We start from the raw sequence: 17117 nt of genomic DNA, 5'->3' as shown, positions 1-17117 counted from the left end.
CGCTGTTGCGCAACGAGATGCTCACCGCCGCCCGAACAGCCGTTCGATATCGGCGAGCTTGAGCTCGATATAGGTCGGGCGGCCGTGGTTGCAGGTGCCGGATCCGGGCGTCGCCTCCATCTGGCGCAGCAGCGCGTTCATCTCCTCGGCCTTGAGCAAGCGGCCTGAGCGCACCGAGCCGTGGCAGGCCATGGTGGCAGCGATCTTGTCCAGCCTTTCCTTCAGCGTCTCGACCGTGTCGTTGTCGGCGATCTCGTCGGCGAGGTCGCGCACCAGTTGCTGCACATTGGTCTCGCCGAGCATCGAGGGCGTCTCGCGCACCGCGACCGCCCCAGGGCCGAAGCGTTCCAGGCCAAGTCCGAATTTGGCGAGCGTCTGCGAATGCATTGCCAGCCGCTCCGCGTCTTCTTCCGGCAGGTCGACGATCTCAGGCAAAAGCAGCATCTGCGAAGGCACGGCGCGCGAATGCAGCGCGTTCTTCAGCGCCTCGTAGACCAGCCGCTCATGCGCGGCATGCTGGTCGACGATGACAAGCGAATCCCTGGTCTGGGCGACGATGTAGTTCTCGTGTACCTGCGCGCGCGCCGCGCCCAGCACCATGCCGAGCAGCGCTTCGGCCGGCTCGGCTGTGCCGGCACGCGTGTCGGCGCTGGCAAGCGGTCCGGTGTCGAAGGCGGCTTGCTCGCTCTCGGCGAAGCCGTTTCGCTGCGGCCACATCTCGCTGTAGCCCATATCGAGCGGTCGGTGCGGCGAGCGCGAGGGGTCGAAACCGCTGGAGCCTGAGGCGTGGTAGGCCGCCTCGTAGCTGCGGTGTCCGGCGGCCGGTCCAGGATGCGCGTAGGGCGCCGCGCCCGGCCGGAACGCCGCCATCATGCCGGTCGCTCCGGTTGTCGCGGCGCGGATGCCGGCGCCGGCCAGTGCCTCGCGGATGGCGCCGACGATCAGCCCGCGCACCAGGCCCGGATCGCGGAAGCGCACATCCGCCTTGGCCGGGTGCACGTTGACGTCGACCGTCGCCGGATCGAGCGACAGGAAAAGCACCGTCACCGCGTGCCGGTCGCGCGGCAAAACGTCGGCGAAAGCGCCGCGGATCGCGCCGGCAATCAGCTTGTCGCGCACCGGCCGGCCGTTGACATAGGCATATTGCTGCAGCGCATTGGCGCGCGTGTAGGACGGGATCGAGACGTGGCCGGCAAGATGCACGCCGTCGCGCATGGCATCGATGGCAATGGCATTGTCGGGAAAGTCCTTGCCCATCACTTGCGCGACGCGGGCGAGCCGGCCTTCCGGCGTGTCGCCGGTCGCCAGAAGTTCCAGCGTCGAACGGTCGGAGCCGGCGAGCGTGAAACGCACCGAAGGGAAGGCGATGGCGATGCGCTTCACCACGTCGCTGGTGGCCGAGCTTTCGGCGCGCTCGCCCTTCATGAATTTGAGCCGTGCGGGCGTGGCGAAGAACAGGTCGCGCACTTCCACAGTTGTGCCCCGATTGGCCGCCGCCGGCTTCACCGCCGAGACGCGGCCGCCGTCGATGCCGATCTCGGCCGCGCTGTCGCCTCTTGCCGTGCGCGAGCGGATCGACAGCCGCGCCACCGAGCCGATCGAGGGCAGCGCCTCGCCGCGGAACCCCAGCGAACGGATGTCGTGGATATCGTCGGAAAGCTTCGAGGTGCAGTGGCGGGCGACCGCTAGCGCCAGCTCGCGCTCGGGAATGCCTGAGCCGTCGTCGGTGACGCGGATAAGCGAGAGCCCGCCACCGGCGGTGACGATCTCGACACGGGATGCGCCTGCGTCGAGCGCGTTCTCGACCAGTTCCTTCACCACGCTCGCCGGACGCTCGATGACCTCGCCGGCGGCGATCTGGTTGATCATCGTTTCGGAAAGCTGGCGGATGGGCATGCGGCGATTATAGGCGGATTCGAACGGCGTGGGGGAGGGGGAGAATGGCGTTGGCAACAGCTAGCGTCGCGTTCCTTCGCGCGCCCTCTGTCCCGCTAAGATGCGTAGGGTGAGGGTGTTATTGAAGCGGATAAGCTTGCGCCCTACGTGTGATGGGAGGATTTGTGTGGAATCTGGAGGGAGTATTTTGGATATCATACTAGATTTCATAATGATAAAGTTCGGTCGATGGATACAGAAACGAAAAAGCCAAACAGCTAGAATACTTTGGTTTTCTGTGTGGACGGCTATCTCTATATCTCTAACAGTTTTTCTATTTTACCTGCTATATATTCGTGGTTTGACCATATAAATCGATATTTTCGCTGCCTCGTGGTGCCAAACGCGGTCGAACACTCACGCCTGCGCGACCAGCCAGTCCCTTACTTTGCGCGCGTTGTCGCTGAGCTCGCGGTTCTTCGGCCAGATGACGTAAAACCCGATGCCGGTCCTCATCACATGGTCGGTCACCGGCACAAGCAGGCCCGATGCCACCAGCCGCTCGACCAGATGCCGCCAGCCGAGCGAGATGCCTTGCCCCTCCATGACCGCCTGGATCACCAAGGCATAGTCGTTGATGCGCAGGCCGCGCTCGGCATTGTGCAGACTGGTTCCGGCCGAAGCGAACCATTCGTCCCAATTCGGGGCCTCGCGGTAGGGCTCCTCGAGATGGATGAGCCGGTGCGTGGCGAGTTCCGAGACGGTCTCCGGCCGGCCAAACTTGGCTAGATAGCTGGGGCCCGCGACCGGAAAGATCTCCTCGTCGGAGAGCGGCAGCGAATGATAATCCGGCCAGTGTCCCGGCACGCCGCCGCGCACGCCGAGCGGGATGCCTTCGGCGATGATGTCGAGGTCGCGGTCGGCCGTCTGGATGCGCAGATCAATGCCGGGCAGCGCGTCGCGGAACTGCTGCAGGCGCGGCATCATCCAGAAGGAACCGAATGCGGTCGAGGCGGCAAGCGTCACATGACCGCCGCTCACCTGCAGGCGAAGGTCCTCGGCCGACTTGCGGATATGCGACAAGCCCAGCGAAACGTCGGCATGGAAGCGCTCACCCGCTTCCGTCAGGAGCACCTGCCGGTGGCGGCGCTGGAACAGCTTGGCGCCGAGCTGTTCCTCCAGCCCGCGCACCGCATAGGAAACGGCCGCCTGCGTCATGCCGAGCTCGCGCCCGGCTGCGGTGAAGCTGGACAGCCGGCCCGCCGCTTCGAAGACGATAAGGCTGCCTGCCGAGGGCAGGAGGTGTCGTAGGCTTCGCATAAGTGCAGCTTATACAAGAGATCAGGATTTTCCAGCGTCACAGCCATATTTCGTCTCGCTAACTTGGCGGGGCGGGAAGAAGGAGACCCCATGAACGCACCGGCCGCTGAAACGATCGAACCGACCCACCGCCGCGGCGGCGGCCGTCTTGGGCGCAAGGCGCTGAGAAGCGCACCGGTTGCGTCGTTTCCGACGCTTGTCCGGCAGATTCCGGTTTACGAGCTCGTTCCCGACGAGGCGGTGGAGCTGATCCACGAGGAGTCGCTCAAAATCCTCGAGGAGGTGGGCTGCGAATTCCGCGACGACGGGGCAATCGCGCTCTGGAAGGCGGCCGGCGCCGATGTCAGGGAGACGCGTGTTCGCATCGACCGCGCGCTGCTGATGGAACTGGTCTCGAAAGTCCCGCCGGAGTTCACGCTCAATGCCCGCAACCCCGAGCGCACGGTGCGCGTCGGCGGCAAGAACTCGATCTTCGTGCCGATGTATGGCGCGCCCTATATCCGCGACCTCGACAACAAGCGGCGCTACGGCACGCTTACCGACCTCAACAATTTCCACAAGCTCGCCTATATGGCGCCGGCGCTGCATTCATCGAGCTCGGTCATCTGCGAACCGATGGAAATCGCGGTGCCGAAGCGGCACCTCCACATCATACACTCGGCGCTGAAGCATTCCGACAAGCCGTTCATGGGCATCGTGACATCGAAGGAGCGCGCCGAGGACACGATGGCGATGGCTGGCATCGTCTTCGGCGAGGAGTTCGTGCGCGACAACCCTGTGCTGGTGGCGATCACCAACTGTAATTCGCCACTGGTGTGGGACGCCACCATGATCGACGCCATGCGGGTCTATGCGAGCCACAATCAGCCGCTGATCCTGGCGCCTTTCGCGCTGTGCGGCGCCTCGACCTCGGCTTCCGCCGTCGGCGCGGTGGCGCAGGTCAACGCCGAGGCACTTGCCGGCGTAGCCCTGACCCAGCTCATCCGCCCGGGCTCGCCGCAGATCTACGGTCAGTTCATGGTGACGGTCGACATGAAGACCGGCGCGCCGATGGGCGGCACGCCGGAGGCTGCCCAGATGATGTATCTGATGGGCGCGCTGGCGCGGAAATACAAATTGCCGTGGCGTACGTCCGGCTTCCATGTCGGCTCCAAGCTCAACGACGCCCAGGCGGGCTACGAGGCGAACATGCTGATGCATGCCGCGATCCTCGCCGGCGCCAACTACATCTGGCATTCGGCCGGCTGGCTCGAGGCCGGTCTCACCTGCGGCTACTCGAAATTCGCCACCGACTGCGAGCAGCTCGTCGGCTGGTACAAATATGCCGGCGGCGTCCCCTTCGACGATTTCAAGGAAGCGATGGCGGCGATCCGCGAGGTCGGCCCGCAGGGGCATTTCCTCGGCACGCAGCACACGCTCGAGCATTTCGAGCGCGCCTTCTTCATGCCGAGCATCATGGACTTCAACTCCTTCGAGCAATGGAGCGCCGAAGGCGCCAAGGATCACGACACGCGCGGCCTCGAAAAGGCGCGCAACATGCTCGCCGACTACCAGGAGCCGAAGCTGGACGAGGGCGTCGCCGAGGCTCTCGCAGATTTTATCGCGCGGCGTGAGGAAAAACTGCCGGACAGCGTTAGTTGAGAGAAAACGGGCAAAGACCCGACGGAACCAATGGGAGAATGAAAATGACAATCTTCAAAAGCAACGGTGATCGAGTCCCCGCCGCCATCGAGGCGATGGCGGAAGAGGCACGTGCAGGCCGCGTCGACCGGCGCGAATTCCTGGCTCTGGCCAGCGCCTTCGGCGCATCGACGGCTTTCGCCTACGGCATGATCGGCCTTGCCGCGCCGACCAAGGCGCTAGCCGACGAGCCGAAGAAAGGCGGAACGCTGCATGTCTCGATGTCGGTCAAGGCGCAGAAGGATCCGCGCACCTATGACTGGACGGAGATGGCGAACGTCACCCGTACCTGGCTGGAGCCGCTCGTCCGCTACACGCACCAGTTCACCTTCGAGCCGGTGCTGCTCGAGAGCTGGGACGTCAATGACGACGCCACCGAATACACATTGCATCTGCGCAAGGGCGTCACCTGGAACAACGGCGATGCCTTCAACGCCGATGACGTGGTCTTCAACCTGAACCGCTGGTGCGAGAAGGGGGCTTCCGGCAATTCCATGGCGGCCCGCGTCGGCGCGCTGGTCGACGCCAAGACCGGCAAGGCAAGGGATGGCGCAATCACCAAGGTCGATGACCTGACCGTCAAGCTGAAGCTCAACGAAGCCGATATCGCGATCATACCCGGCTTCACCGACTATCCGGCGCTCGTCGTGCATCGCGACTTCGACAAGGATGGCGCCGATCCGATCAAGAAGCCGATCGGTACCGGAGCTTTCGAGCTGGTATCCTACGACGTCGGCCAGAAGGCGGTCGTCAAGCGCCGCGAGAACGGCAAGTGGTGGGGTGGCGAAGCGCCGCTCGACGGGGTGGAGTTCATCGACTACGGCACCGACTTCAACGCCACGCTGAATGCCTTCGATTCCGGTGAGATCGACCTCGATTTCGAAACGCCGGCCGACTTCATCGACCCCCTCGACAAGATGGATCTGGTGAAATCGGAGGTCGCGACGGCAACCACGCTGGTTGCCCGCACCAACATCACCCACAAGCCCTATGACGATCAGCGGGTGCGCAACGCGCTGCAGATGGCCGTCGACAACAACCAAGTCATGCAGCTCGGCTACGCCGGGCGGGGCACGGTTGGTGAGAACCATCACGTCAGCCCGATCCATCCCGAGTACTACCCGCTGCCCAAGAAGACCCGCGATGCGGCCGGCGCCAAGAAGCTGATGGCGGAGGCAGGCCAAGCCGATTTCGAGCACGAGCTGATCACGGTCGAGGACGAATGGCAGAAGAACACCGGCGACGCGATCGCCGGCCAGCTGCGCGATGCCGGCATCAAGGTGAAGCGCACGGTGCTGCCGGGCTCGACCTTCTGGAACGACTGGACGAAATACCCCTATTCCATGACCATCTGGTACATGCGCCCGCTCGGCGTGCAGGTGCTGGCGCTGGGCTACCGCTCCGGCGAGGCCTGGAACGAGACCGCGTTCTCGAACCCTGACTTCGACGCCAAGCTCAAGGAGGCGCTGTCGCAGATCGACGTCGCCAAGCGCAAGGAGGTGATGAAGGACGTCGAGCAGATCCTGCAGGATTCCGGCGTCATCATCCAGCCGTTCTGGCAGAAGCTCTACTGCCACATGAACAAGAAGGTGAAGAACTACTCAATGCACCAGACCTACGAGATGGACTTCCAGAACGTCTGGCTTGAAGCCTGAGACGGCAGCGCAAGGACTTCATGCGCCGCGAAAAAGCCGATATGCAGGATGCGTGGTGGCGATCTCGCCACCGCGCCGCCGAACATCCGGAGATCCTGCATGAGACCGATAGTGCTGGCCGCCGCCATGTCGATCGCCTTGCCCGCCGCAGCACTTGCCGGGCCGGCCTCCAAAGCTGTGAAGTTCTTCTATGTGCCTGAAGTGAAGTTCGAGGCGGACGCGAAATACCGTGACCGCTTCACCGAGCCGGTGACAAAACTCTTCGAGCTCAACGACAAGGCACAGAAGGAGAAGCCCGACGAGGTATCCTGCATCGATTTCGACCCTGGCCTCGACGCCCAGGATTTCGACCAGAAGACCGTGTCGAAGACGCTGAAGCTTGCCGAGACCGTCAATGGCGATACCGCCGAGGTGACGGCAAGCTTCAATCTTTTCCCGGAAGGCGATGACTCCAAACGCGAAATGGTGTGGTCGCTGAAGAAAGTGGACGGCAAGTGGAAGATCGCCGACATCACCTCCAAGACCAGCGACTGGACGCTCAGCGCGCTGGGATGCGGCTCCTCGACGGAGTGATCCTATGCTTCGCCGCCTCGCTTTCGCGCTGGCAGGTGCATCGATGCTGGCCGCGGGTCTGAACGGCGGCGCTTGCGCGCAGGGGCTCTTCGGCTCGCCGCCGCCGAAAGCCTCTTCAGGCGGCGACACGTCGCCGCCCGCCGCCGCGCCGGAAACCAAGCCGGCCGAACCAGCGCCTGCCGCGCCCGTCCTGCCTGGTTCGCCGACGGCGGTGGTGAAGCCTTTTTACGAGCATCTCGGACTGGAGCTCGATCCGGCCCAGCGCAAGAATTTCATCGATCCGGCCAAGAGCGTCCTCGACAAGAGCGATGCGCTGCGCGCCTCGGGGCAGGGCGAATGCCTCGACCCCAACATGGCGTTCGACAATGCCGACTACGACAAGCTCGCCATCGACAAGAGCCTGCGCACCATCGAAGCCGTCAATGGCGGCGAGGCCAAGGTGGTCGTGGCCTTCGTCGTCGAAGGCCACCAGCATCGGCTCGAATGGAAGTTGAGGAAGGTCGGCGGCGCCTGGAAGATCGCCGACCTGTTGTCGGTCACCGGCGAATGGGCGCTCAGCCAATACCAGTGCGAATGATAGTGATTAAAGATCAGCGTCGGCGATCCTTCGCGCCCCCCTCTGTCCGGCAGGACAGAGGGGGGCGCTGTCCCGCCAGCGTCTCGCTGCGGAACTCAACCACGACCGCGATAGGGCGCCACGCCGGTGTCAGGCAGCCAGGCGTCCTTGGGTGGTGCGCCGGTCTGCCAGAAGACGTCGATCGGGATGCCGCCGCGCGGGAACCAGTAGCCGCCGACGCGCAGCCAGAGCGGCTTGGTCGCCTCCACGATGCGGCGGCCGATCATGACCGTGCATTCCTCGTGGAAGGCGCCGTGGTTGCGGAACGAGGTCATGAACAGCTTCAGCGACTTCGATTCCACCAGCGTCTCGTCGGGCGCGTAGTCGATGACGATGTGGGCGAAGTCCGGCTGGCCGGTGACCGGGCAGAGCGAGGTGAATTCCGGGCAGGTGAAGCGCACGATCGCCGGCGGTCCGTCGCCGCGCTGGAACGGTACGGTCTCCAGGACCGCCTGTTCCGGGCTCTGTGGCGTCTCGACGTGCTTGCCGAGCTGGGTGAGGTTCTTTGCATCAGTCATGGGGCGGAGCCTTCTTGGTTTTTGCCGCTCCTTAGCACCAGACCGAAAAATGTGCAGCGGTTTTTCGGGTGGTCCGATGCGTGAAACGGAAACAGGAGCCGCACGTTGCTCCCGCACAATTTGAAAACGGCAGGAAGACGATGACCAGCAACGACCCGCTTCTCCAACCGTACCAGCTCAAGCACCTGACGCTGAAGAACCGGGTGATGTCGACCAGCCATGAGCCGGCCTATTCCGAGGACGGCATGCCGAAGGAGCGCTACCGGCTCTACCATGCCGAGAAGGCCAAGGGCGGCATGGCGCTGACCATGACGGCGGGCTCCGCGATCGTGTCGCGCGACAGCCCGGCCGCCTTCGGCAATCTGCATGTCTACGACGACCGCATCGTGCCGTGGCTGGCGGAGCTGGCGGAGGCCTGCCATGAGCATGACTGCAAGGTGATGATCCAGATCACCCATCTCGGCCGCCGCACCGGCTGGAACAAGGCCGACTGGCTGCCGGTGCTTTCGGCCTCGCCGGTGCGCGAGCCGGCGCATCGCGCCTTTCCGAAAACCATCGAGGATTGGGACATCGAGCGCATCGTCGCCGACTATGCGGCGGCCGCTCAGCGCTGCCAGGCGGCCGGCCTCGACGGCATCGAGTTCGAAGCTTACGGCCATCTGATGGACGGCTTCTGGTCGCCAGCGACCAATCATCGCGATGACGAATTCGGCGGCTCGCTCGACAACCGGCTGCGCTTCACCGACATGGTCCTGGACGCGGTGCGCGCGGCGGTCGGCGAAAAATTCGTGGTCGGCATCCGCATGGTCGCCGACGAGGATTTCGAGAAGGGCCTGCCCAAGGAGGAGGGCGTCGAGATCGCCAGGCGGCTGGCCAAGTCTGGCAAAGTCGATTTCCTCAACATCATCCGCGGCTCGATCGAGACTGACGCGGCATTGACCAAAGTCATCCCGGTGACCGGCATGCGTTCCTCGCCGCATCTCGACTTCGCCGGCGAGGTGAGGGCGGCGACCAAGTTCCCGACCTTCCATGCGGCGCGCATCTCCGACGTCGCTACCGCGCGCCATGCGATCGCCACCGGCAAGCTCGACATGGTCGGCATGACGCGCGCCCACATTGCCGACCCCTATATCGTCAAGAAGGTGATGGAGGGCCGTGAGCACGAGATACGTCCTTGCGTTGGCGCAACCTACTGCCTCGACCGCATCTATGAAGGCGGCGAGGCGCTTTGCGTCCACAATGCCGCGACCGGCCGCGAAGCGACGATCCCGCATGTCATCGCGAAAAGCGAAGGAGCGAGGAAGCGGGTGGTGGTCGTTGGCGCCGGCGTCGGCGGCCTGGAAGCCGCGCGTGTCGCGGCCGAACGCGGCCATCGGGTGACGGTGCTCGAAGCGTCCAGCCAGGCAGGCGGCCAGGTGCGGCTCGCAACCCAGAACCCGCGCCGCAAGGAACTGATCGGGATCGTCGACTGGCGATTGGCAGAACTGGATCGCCTTGGCGTCGAGATCCGTTATGACACCTGGGCCGAGAAGGACGACGTTCTCGCGCTGTCGCCGGACGTGGTGATCGTCGCGACAGGCGGCCTGCCGCAGAATCCGCCGCTGACGGCGGGCGACAATCTCGTCACCTCGAGCTGGGACATCATGGCAGGTAGCGTCAAGCCGGCCGAGAATGTCCTGCTTTACGATGACAATGGCGGCCATCAGGGCATGGGCGCGGCGGAACTCATCGCCAACAGCGGCGCGAAGCTGGAGCTGGTCTCGCCCGAGCGTTTCTTCGCGCCGGAAATGGGCGGCCTGAACCATGTGCCCTATATCCGGGCCTTCCACGAGAAAGGCGTCACCGTCACCATCAACACCCGCTTGCGCTCCGTGCGCCGCGAGGGCAACCAGCTCATCGCCGAGCTGGCGTCCGACTTCGCCGATGGCTGGCGCGGCGAGCGGCGCGTCGACCAAGTGGTGGTCGAGCATGGCACGGCCCCCCTTGACGACCTCTATCTTTCGTTGAAGCCGCTGTCGAAGAATGGCGGCGCGGTCGACTACGAGCGGCTGGTCGGCGGCGGCGATATTTTTCCGCAGCGCAATCCCGAAGGCGGCTTCGTGTTGTTCCGCATCGGCGACGCGGTCGCCTCGCGCAACATCCACGCCGCCATCTATGACGGCATCAGGTTCGGGATCCGGATCTGAGTCTAAGCAGGCCAAGCGGGTCAGACTGGACTTGGCCACACTGCATTCAGCAAGACTGGACTCGGTTGGTTGTATCTGCAATTTTCTGGCGCCGATCCAGGGGAGGCACAACCTGTGCTGAACGGTCTGCACAGTCGGGGGCTTGCTTGACCGAACTATTCGTTCCGCGCCAGACCAACACGGCGCTTTATATGCAACTTTACGAAGCCGGGCATGCGGTGGACGATATCGTCCGCGTCCAAAAGGCCTACCGCGTGGGGTGTGCAATGTTCAACGGCCGCTACCGCAAGACGGGACGGCCTTTCATCTGCCATGCGGTGGGGGCAGCGTCATCGGTCGCGCATTTCGACAAGGACCTTGATCTTGTCATCGCGGCGATGTTTCACGCCGCCTATGACAGCGGCCAGTATCCGGACGGCAAGTCCAGCCGGCGCAGCGATGCGCACCGCAGGTGGCTGGAGCAAAAGATCGGAGCCACGGTGGAAGATCTCGTCGCGCGGGTCGATGCAATGAAGTTCGACACTGGAGATCCCGAGCGCCTTGTAGAGAAAGGTGTGCCGGCAGGTGACGAGGACGTCCTGTTTCTGCGTCTTGCCCACGAGATCGATGACTTGGCTGACGGAGGGCTGGCATTCGCGCCCAAATATGGCCGGTCGATAGGATCGCGGATCACGGCTTGCGCTATCCTCGCCAGACGCCTGGGTCGTGAGCGCTTGGCCGCGACCATAGAAACCTATGGCAGTCTGTACGAGACGCAGGCGTGGGCGGCCGCGTTGCACGAGCCCAAGCTTGAAGGTTTTCGCATCGCGCCGAACATGCGCGCCTACATAAAGCTGCGTCGGGAAAATCTGCGTGGCGGTTCGGTCGAGGTGATCTAGAGCAATTCCAGGAAAAGTGTGTAACGTTTAGGCTCGGCGACTTCGCCGTAGCCCTCCGCCCGGAATTGGGTAAAAACAAATACTCAAAGCGGTTCAGCGATTCTGTGAAACGCTCAACCGCTCTGACGCGCCGAAGGCCGGGGATTGGAGAAACGCACCGGACCTTCGCAAGGAGAGCCACCTGCCGCGTTGGTCCGGTGCGCCGCGCACGGTCGCTAGCCTGCGCCGGCGCCGTGCGATTTGGCCTTGGTTAGAACATCCTGGCGGTCGCCATGCAAAACACGGTGATGACCAGCAGCCCGCCGGCAATGCGTTCGCCTCTGGTCATCTTTGCGCGCAGCTGGGTTTGCTTTGCCGCATCGGCGCCGGCCAATTGCCGGCTGGCAGAGGCCACAAGGGCGCCTTGCACGCCCGTGGCGATCAGCGCCGCCGCAATGCCCAGCGCGAGCACGACCTCCATCGAGCCGAAAGCACCCTGGTGGAAGAAATACCAGAGTAGTAGGCCGGTCAGAAAAACCAGGCCGGAGGCACCGAGTTGCGGTCGGATGAAGTGCTCTGCCTTGATCTCCGAATCGCGGGCAACCGCGATGGTCGTGCCGGCCCAGAAAACGCCGGCCATAACGTGCAGGCCGATAACGACGATGTAGACATATTGCATACCGCATTCCTCTCGTTCGCCCGCCGCCGGCGTGCCGCTTTCGCTGTCAGTCGCTTTGGCAACACCATCAATAGGACAAAAGTTAGATATCTAATGGTTAGATGTCAATTCCTCATGCGGAGTTCCGCCGATCCGTTGCTTGTTCTAGTGTCCGGCCATGACGCCTTTTGATCGCCCGCCCGTCGGCATGAATCTCGCCCGCACCGCCAAGGTGGTGGCGCAAGCCTTCGACGCCGCCCTGGTGGAGGCCGGTGGCACGCTGCCGGTCTGGCTGACCTTGCTCTCGGTCAAGTCCAAGGAACTTGCCAACCAACGCGAGCTTGCCGGCATGATCGGCATCCAGGGTGCGACGCTGACGCATCATCTCAACGCCATGGAGGCGCAAGGGTTGCTGACGCGCCGCCGCGATCCGGACAACCGCAGGGTCCACCAGGTGGCGCTGACCGAGGCCGGCGAAGCCATGTTCGAGAGATTACGGATGGCAGCGATCGCCTTCGACAAGCGGCTGCGGGCGGGAATTGCCGATGAGAGGCTGGTCGAGTTCGCGGACGTGCTTGCAGCACTACGTGGGAATGTCGGGGACTAAACCGCCTCAATCATAGGTCTGGATGGCGCCGAAGGCGTAGTGGCGCAGCCTGAGCGCCGCAATCAGCGCCGTGAGCTTCGCCTTGCCGTCGAATGCGTCCTGGAACATCTCGTCATGCATCAGCAGGATCAGCTTGCCCGGCTTGACGAAATGGCCGTAGCCGAACAGATGGTCGATTTCGCTGACCAGGTGGTCGACGCTCTGCACCGGCTTGCCGCTGTCCTCATGCACCCACTCATGGTCCCAGCCATAGAGCCAGAAGCCTGACGCGGCGACGAACTCGTAGTCGGGATCCTCGCGTCCGGCCTGCGCCAGCCCGAGCGAGTTGTCGTCCTTCGACATCGACGGCAGCCGGAACACGTCGCGGCCGGGCAGCCGCGCGTGTACGGCGGGCTTTAGGCCAAGCACGGTATTCGCCCTCAGCATGTCGGCGACCACGCCTTCGGTGTCGCCGTAGAAATGCCGGTAGTGATTATAGGCGTGGCTGTAGCTGTGATTGCCGATCGTCACCAGCGGCATCGACTTCGCCCGCTGCACCAGCGCCCGATTGGTCGCGTTGGCCTCGGCATGCATGCCGACCATGAACAAAGTTGCCGGCACCTGCTCTGCCTGCAGCACGTCCAGAATGTTGGCGGTGCCGTTCAGCGGACCGTCGTCGAAGGTGAGATAAACGATGCGGTCGGCGGCCAGAACCGGCGATGCGACGAGCAGCAAGAATAACAGGACGAGACGAAACAGCATCCGCGAAATCCGGTTGCAATCACGGCGAGCCGCTATTTTCGCGCCGATCTTGTCAAGCATGGCTAGGTGCCGAGATGCGTTGAGATTCAGGTCAGGCCGAGTCGAAAATGGCGGATTCCGAGAACCGGCCTTCGCCGGCCGTAGCCTTCATAGAGAGGAGACACTTATGAGGGCTTCGGCCGGCGAAGGCCGGAGCGGAGCGTACTTAACTTACGTGAGCACCGGAAGCGCAGGAAGCCGCCATTTGTAGGCCGGCCTCACCTGAATATCGGCGCATCTCAGGCCAGGCTGCCCTGCAGCACCTTGAGCTTCGTCTTCTTCGGGCTGCGCGCCAGCAGCCATTCGCGCGCCTTGTCCTGCGGCATCGGGAAGGCGATCGAATAGCCCTGCACCTGGTCGCAGCCGATCGCCATCAGGGAATCGAGCTCGGCCTCGGTTTCGGCACCTTCGGCGACGATCGAGATGCCGAGACCCCGGGCAAGCTCGGTAATGGCGCGCACGATCTTGGTGTTGTCGCCGTTCTCGTTGATGTTCTGGACGAAGCGGCGATCGATCTTCAGCCGGTCGATCTCGTTCGGGTTGACGTGGCTTAGCGAAGCATAGCCGGTGCCGAAATCGTCGAGCTCGAGGTGCACGCCGGCGGCGCGGATATGCCTGAGCTTGGCGGCGATGCCGGTCTTTTCGTCGTCGAGGATGACGGATTCGACGATTTCCAGCGACAATTTCTGCGGCGCGAGCCCGGCCCGCTCCAGCGTTCCGAACAGGAACTGGTCGAAGTCCGGCTCGCGCAGCTCGGTGCCCGAGACGTTGACGGCGATGCGTCCGAAGTCGATGCCGGCGCGGTCCCACTCGGCGGCTTCGTTGATCGCCTTGGTGATCACGATGCGGCCGATATCCGGCATGAAGCCGCATTTCTCCGCCACAGGGATGAATTCGCCGGGCGAGATCATGCCCCGCGCGGCATGCTTCCAGCGCACCAGCGCCTCGATGCCGCTGATCTTGCCGCTGGTCAGCGACACCTGCGGCTGGAAATAGACCTCGAAGGTCTTTTCCGCGATCGCCGTGCGGATGTCCTGTTCGAGCTGCTTGCGGTAGTCGAGCTCGCGCCGAAGTTCTTCGGAGAAGAAGGAGAAGCTGCCGCCGCCGAGCTTCTTGGCGGAGTAGAGCGCGAGATCGGCATGGACGAGCAGGTCCTGCGCATTGTCGGCATCGATCGGGTAGACGGCGATGCCGGCGCTGGCGCCGGGCATGATGGTCGTGCCCTGGAAGATGATCGGCTCGTTGATTTCGCCGAGGATGCGCTTGGCCAGGGCATGGATGTCCTCGGTGGAGCCGGCGCCGTTGAGGATCATCACGAATTCGTCGCCGCCGAGCCGGGCGCAAAGATCCGACGCACGGCAGGAATCGCGCATGCGCTGGGCGGTGACGACAAGCACATAGTCGCCCGCTGCGTGCCCCAAAGTGTCGTTGATCTGCTTGAAGCGGTCGAGGTCGAACTGGATCACCGCCAGTCGCTCGCGGCGGCGCTGCGCGCCCTTGATCAGCGTGTCGAAGTGATCGGTGAGGAAGGTGCGGTTGTGCAGGCCGGTCAGCCCGTCATGCACGGCGATGAAGGCCATCGAATTGCGCGCGTCGACCAGCTCATGCGTCTTGCGCAGGATCGCCTTCGACATCGGCCGGAAGATGAACAGCGCCACCAGCACGATGACGCCGATGGTGGCGAAGAACAGCGTGCGGTGCAGGTCGAGCATCTCGTCAGACCGCTCGTTGGCAAAGGCGCTGATGCGCTGGCCGAGCGCGGCATAGCCGGACAGGGTCGCGTTGGCGACGGAGGCGTCGAGGCCAACGCGTTCACCGCCCCCTTTGTAGCCGTCGCTTTTCATGCCGAGCTGCGATTCGAAAGACGATACCAATCGATCGCCATTCGCGATCAGGCCGACCGAGAAATAGTCGAGGTGGAACGGTTTGCTGAACAGCACATACTCGATCGATTTCGGATCGTTGCGTGCCGGCGACAGCGGATCGGCGCCGGTCTCCTTGAGCAGCCGCTCGTAGTTGGTCTCGAATTCGGCCGTCGCCTGCTTGAGCGCGGTGACAAGCGCCGGCTGCTTGTCGCGCGAGGCAGCACCGGTGGCGCTGGCCAGAAAGACGACACGCTGCGACAGCGCCTTCTGCGTCGAGACGATATCGAGCAGCGCATCATTGTGCTGCTGCTGCGCCATCAATTGCTGCAGAAGGACGAAGGACGCCATCACCATGGCGGCGATGATCATGAGCGCCAGCCAGTAGCCGGTCTTGATGAGCAGAATCAGCTTGCGCGAAACGCTCTGCACTGGCTGCTGCGACATAACTTGGTGACCCCTCCGGTCGACGGAATCCTGCCGTGGATTCGTGGCGGGAAGACCCTTGACGTGAAAGGGTTAACAGCTCGGCAAGCAGGTGCGGCGCTCATCCCGACGGCGTGACAAAGCTGATAAGATGGTTATCGCGTCCTTTCGGGCGTAGTTGGCATTTGAGTGCATCGTCATCCCGCCCTGATCGCAAAGCTTTCGCGACGCCACCGAAGCGGTCGTTTTTGCGATGGATTTTTCTTGTCCGTGGCGCGACAGTCCGCGTCAAACGAACAGGGCCAGATCATGAGCGCAGTGTTTCTCTCCCATATCGACAACGAGCTTCAGGGGCTGAAATCGGCCGGACTCTACAAGTCCGAGCGGGTCATCTCCTCGATGCAGTCGGCCGAGATCGAGGTTGCCGGCCAGAAGGTGCTGAATTTCTGCGCCAACAATTATCTCGGCCTCGCCGACAGCCCCGAATTGCGCGAGGCGGCGAAACAGGCGCTCGACCGCTACGGCTACGGCATGGCCTCGGTGCGCTTCATCTGCGGCACGCAGGAGGAACACAAAGAGCTCGAGGCAACGATCTCGTCCTTCCTCGGCATGGAGGACACCATCCTCTACGGCTCCTGCTTCGACGCCAATGGCGGCCTGTTCGAGACGCTGCTCGGCGAGGAGGACGCCGTCATCTCGGACATGTTGAACCACGCCTCCATTATCGATGGCGTCCGGCTCTCCAAGGCAAAGCGCTTCCGCTACGCCAACAACGACATGGCCGATCTCGAAGCGCGGCTGAAGGAGGCGAAGGACTGCCGGTTCCGGCTGATCGCCACCGACGGCGTGTTCTCGATGGACGGCATTATCGCTAACCTCCAGGGGGTATGCGATCTCGCCGAGAAATACGATGCCATGGTCATGGTCGACGACAGCCATGCGGTCGGCTTTGTCGGCAAGAACGGCCGCGGCTCGGCCGAGCATTGCGGCGTCGAGGGCAGGGTGGACATCATCACCGGCACGCTCGGCAAGGCGCTGGGCGGCGCTTCCGGCGGCTATACGTCGGGGAAGAAACAGGTGGTCGACTGGCTGCGTCAGCGCTCGCGGCCCTACCTCTTCTCCAACACGCTGATGCCGGCGATCGCCGGCGCCTCGCTGAAAGTGTTCGAGCTGGTCCGCAATGGCGGCGCGCTGCGCGAGCGCCTATATGCCAATGCGCAACGTTTCCGGTCTGAGATGGGCAAGCTCGGCTTTACGCTTGCCGGCGCGGATCATCCGATCATCCCGGTGATGTTGGGCGACGCGGCCCTTGCGCAGGAGATGGCGCAACGCATGCTGAAGCGCGGCATCTACGTCATCGGCTTCTCCTTCCCGGTGGTGCCGAAAGGCCAGGCGCGCATCCGCACGCAGATGTCGGCGGCCCACTCCAGCGCCGATATCGACCGCGCCGTCGAGGCGTTTGGCGCGATCGGGCGTGAGCTCGGTGTAGTTGGATAATCGGAGT

The 17117-nt window shown here is 63.5% G+C and carries 14 protein-coding genes; 8 read left to right on the top strand and 6 right to left on the bottom strand.

All coding sequences use genetic code 11. The features are described 5' to 3' along the window. Positions 1-21: 21 nt before the first annotated feature. Positions 22-1896 carry a DNA mismatch repair endonuclease MutL gene (gene mutL / locus ABID26_RS12220; protein WP_354415539.1) on the bottom strand — a complete coding sequence of 625 codons (1875 nt, stop codon included), beginning with the start codon at positions 1894-1896 and terminating at the stop codon, positions 22-24. Positions 1897-2292: 396 nt separating this feature from the next. Continuing rightward, positions 2293-3195, bottom strand: a complete 903-nt coding sequence (locus ABID26_RS12215; protein ID WP_292303198.1) for a LysR substrate-binding domain-containing protein — start codon at positions 3193-3195, stop codon at positions 2293-2295. Positions 3196-3285: 90 nt separating this feature from the next. On the opposite strand from ABID26_RS12215, the gene ABID26_RS12210 reads away from it, so the two are divergent. The 4 genes from ABID26_RS12210 to ABID26_RS12195 all read left to right on the top strand — a co-directional run bounded on the left by ABID26_RS12210 (position 3286) and on the right by ABID26_RS12195 (position 7680). Further along, the gene (locus tag ABID26_RS12210) at positions 3286-4836 is read left to right on the top strand and encodes a trimethylamine methyltransferase family protein (RefSeq protein WP_292303197.1); all 1551 of its coding nucleotides are present in this window, start codon (positions 3286-3288) and stop codon (positions 4834-4836) included. 44 nt (positions 4837-4880) lie between these two features. Next, on the top strand, positions 4881-6530 hold the full coding sequence (locus ABID26_RS12205) for an ABC transporter substrate-binding protein (RefSeq protein ID WP_292303196.1): 1650 nt from the start codon (positions 4881-4883) through the stop codon (positions 6528-6530). Positions 6531-6629: 99 nt separating this feature from the next. After that, positions 6630-7103, top strand: coding sequence for a DUF3828 domain-containing protein (locus ABID26_RS12200; RefSeq protein WP_292303195.1), 474 nt, complete (start codon positions 6630-6632; stop codon positions 7101-7103). Between the two features lie 4 nt (positions 7104-7107). Next, a complete protein-coding gene (locus tag ABID26_RS12195; RefSeq protein ID WP_354415531.1) occupies positions 7108-7680 on the top strand; it encodes a YqhG/Tai3 family protein in 573 nt (190 codons plus the stop codon). Between the two features lie 95 nt (positions 7681-7775). On the opposite strand, the gene queF is transcribed toward ABID26_RS12195, so the two are convergent. Beyond that, positions 7776-8237 (bottom strand): preQ(1) synthase, encoded by a 462-nt coding sequence (gene queF / locus ABID26_RS12190; protein ID WP_126100019.1) that lies wholly within the window; start codon positions 8235-8237, stop codon positions 7776-7778. A gap of 140 nt (positions 8238-8377) precedes the next feature. On the opposite strand from queF, the gene ABID26_RS12185 reads away from it, so the two are divergent. Together ABID26_RS12185 and ABID26_RS12180 are read left to right on the top strand one after the other, a co-directional pair. Beyond that, positions 8378-10423, top strand: coding sequence for an NADH:flavin oxidoreductase (locus ABID26_RS12185; protein WP_292303193.1), 2046 nt, complete (start codon positions 8378-8380; stop codon positions 10421-10423). 146 nt (positions 10424-10569) lie between these two features. Beyond that, positions 10570-11301 carry an HD domain-containing protein gene (locus tag ABID26_RS12180; protein WP_292303192.1) on the top strand — a complete coding sequence of 244 codons (732 nt, stop codon included), beginning with the start codon at positions 10570-10572 and terminating at the stop codon, positions 11299-11301. A 250-nt stretch (positions 11302-11551) separates the two neighbouring features. Here ABID26_RS12180 and ABID26_RS12175 read toward each other — a convergent pair whose 3' ends face one another. Beyond that, positions 11552-11959, bottom strand: coding sequence for a hypothetical protein (locus ABID26_RS12175; protein ID WP_292303191.1), 408 nt, complete (start codon positions 11957-11959; stop codon positions 11552-11554). Positions 11960-12116: 157 nt separating this feature from the next. Here ABID26_RS12175 and ABID26_RS12170 point away from each other — a divergent pair, with 157 nt between their 5' ends. Continuing rightward, entirely contained in the window at positions 12117-12545 is a 429-nt protein-coding gene (locus tag ABID26_RS12170) for a MarR family winged helix-turn-helix transcriptional regulator (protein WP_292303190.1), read from the top strand. 6 nt (positions 12546-12551) lie between these two features. Here ABID26_RS12170 and ABID26_RS12165 read toward each other — a convergent pair whose 3' ends face one another. Both ABID26_RS12165 and ABID26_RS12160 read right to left on the bottom strand, forming a co-directional pair. Further along, positions 12552-13286, bottom strand: a complete 735-nt coding sequence (locus tag ABID26_RS12165) for a polysaccharide deacetylase family protein (protein WP_292303189.1) — start codon at positions 13284-13286, stop codon at positions 12552-12554. 278 nt (positions 13287-13564) lie between these two features. Continuing rightward, a complete protein-coding gene (locus ABID26_RS12160) occupies positions 13565-15634 on the bottom strand; it encodes a putative bifunctional diguanylate cyclase/phosphodiesterase (protein WP_292303188.1) in 2070 nt (689 codons plus the stop codon). A 288-nt stretch (positions 15635-15922) separates the two neighbouring features. Between ABID26_RS12160 and ABID26_RS12155 the strand changes: the two genes are divergently transcribed. After that, complete coding sequence (locus ABID26_RS12155; RefSeq protein WP_354415524.1) at positions 15923-17110, top strand: glycine C-acetyltransferase; 1188 nt, start codon at positions 15923-15925, stop codon at positions 17108-17110. The last annotated feature ends 7 nt before the right edge of the window (positions 17111-17117 follow it).

It is taken from the genome of Mesorhizobium shonense, from assembly GCF_040545255.1.
In the GTDB taxonomy this organism is placed as follows: Bacteria; Pseudomonadota; Alphaproteobacteria; order Rhizobiales; family Rhizobiaceae; genus Mesorhizobium; species Mesorhizobium shonense.
This window is presented reverse-complemented; position numbering and strand designations above follow the sequence as displayed.

Coding starts and splice junctions, on each gene's coding strand:
- mutL (WP_354415539.1), bottom strand. CDS start 1,896: ATGCCCATCCGCCAGCTTTCCGAAACGATGATCAACCAGATCGCCGCC.
- ABID26_RS12215 (WP_292303198.1), bottom strand. CDS start 3,195: ATGCGAAGCCTACGACACCTCCTGCCCTCGGCAGGCAGCCTTATCGTC.
- ABID26_RS12210 (WP_292303197.1), top strand. CDS start 3,286: ATGAACGCACCGGCCGCTGAAACGATCGAACCGACCCACCGCCGCGGC.
- ABID26_RS12205 (WP_292303196.1), top strand. CDS start 4,881: ATGACAATCTTCAAAAGCAACGGTGATCGAGTCCCCGCCGCCATCGAG.
- ABID26_RS12200 (WP_292303195.1), top strand. CDS start 6,630: ATGAGACCGATAGTGCTGGCCGCCGCCATGTCGATCGCCTTGCCCGCC.
- ABID26_RS12195 (WP_354415531.1), top strand. CDS start 7,108: ATGCTTCGCCGCCTCGCTTTCGCGCTGGCAGGTGCATCGATGCTGGCC.
- queF (WP_126100019.1), bottom strand. CDS start 8,237: ATGACTGATGCAAAGAACCTCACCCAGCTCGGCAAGCACGTCGAGACG.
- ABID26_RS12185 (WP_292303193.1), top strand. CDS start 8,378: ATGACCAGCAACGACCCGCTTCTCCAACCGTACCAGCTCAAGCACCTG.
- ABID26_RS12175 (WP_292303191.1), bottom strand. CDS start 11,959: ATGCAATATGTCTACATCGTCGTTATCGGCCTGCACGTTATGGCCGGC.
- ABID26_RS12170 (WP_292303190.1), top strand. CDS start 12,117: ATGACGCCTTTTGATCGCCCGCCCGTCGGCATGAATCTCGCCCGCACC.
- ABID26_RS12165 (WP_292303189.1), bottom strand. CDS start 13,286: ATGCTGTTTCGTCTCGTCCTGTTATTCTTGCTGCTCGTCGCATCGCCG.
- ABID26_RS12160 (WP_292303188.1), bottom strand. CDS start 15,634: ATGTCGCAGCAGCCAGTGCAGAGCGTTTCGCGCAAGCTGATTCTGCTC.
- ABID26_RS12155 (WP_354415524.1), top strand. CDS start 15,923: ATGAGCGCAGTGTTTCTCTCCCATATCGACAACGAGCTTCAGGGGCTG.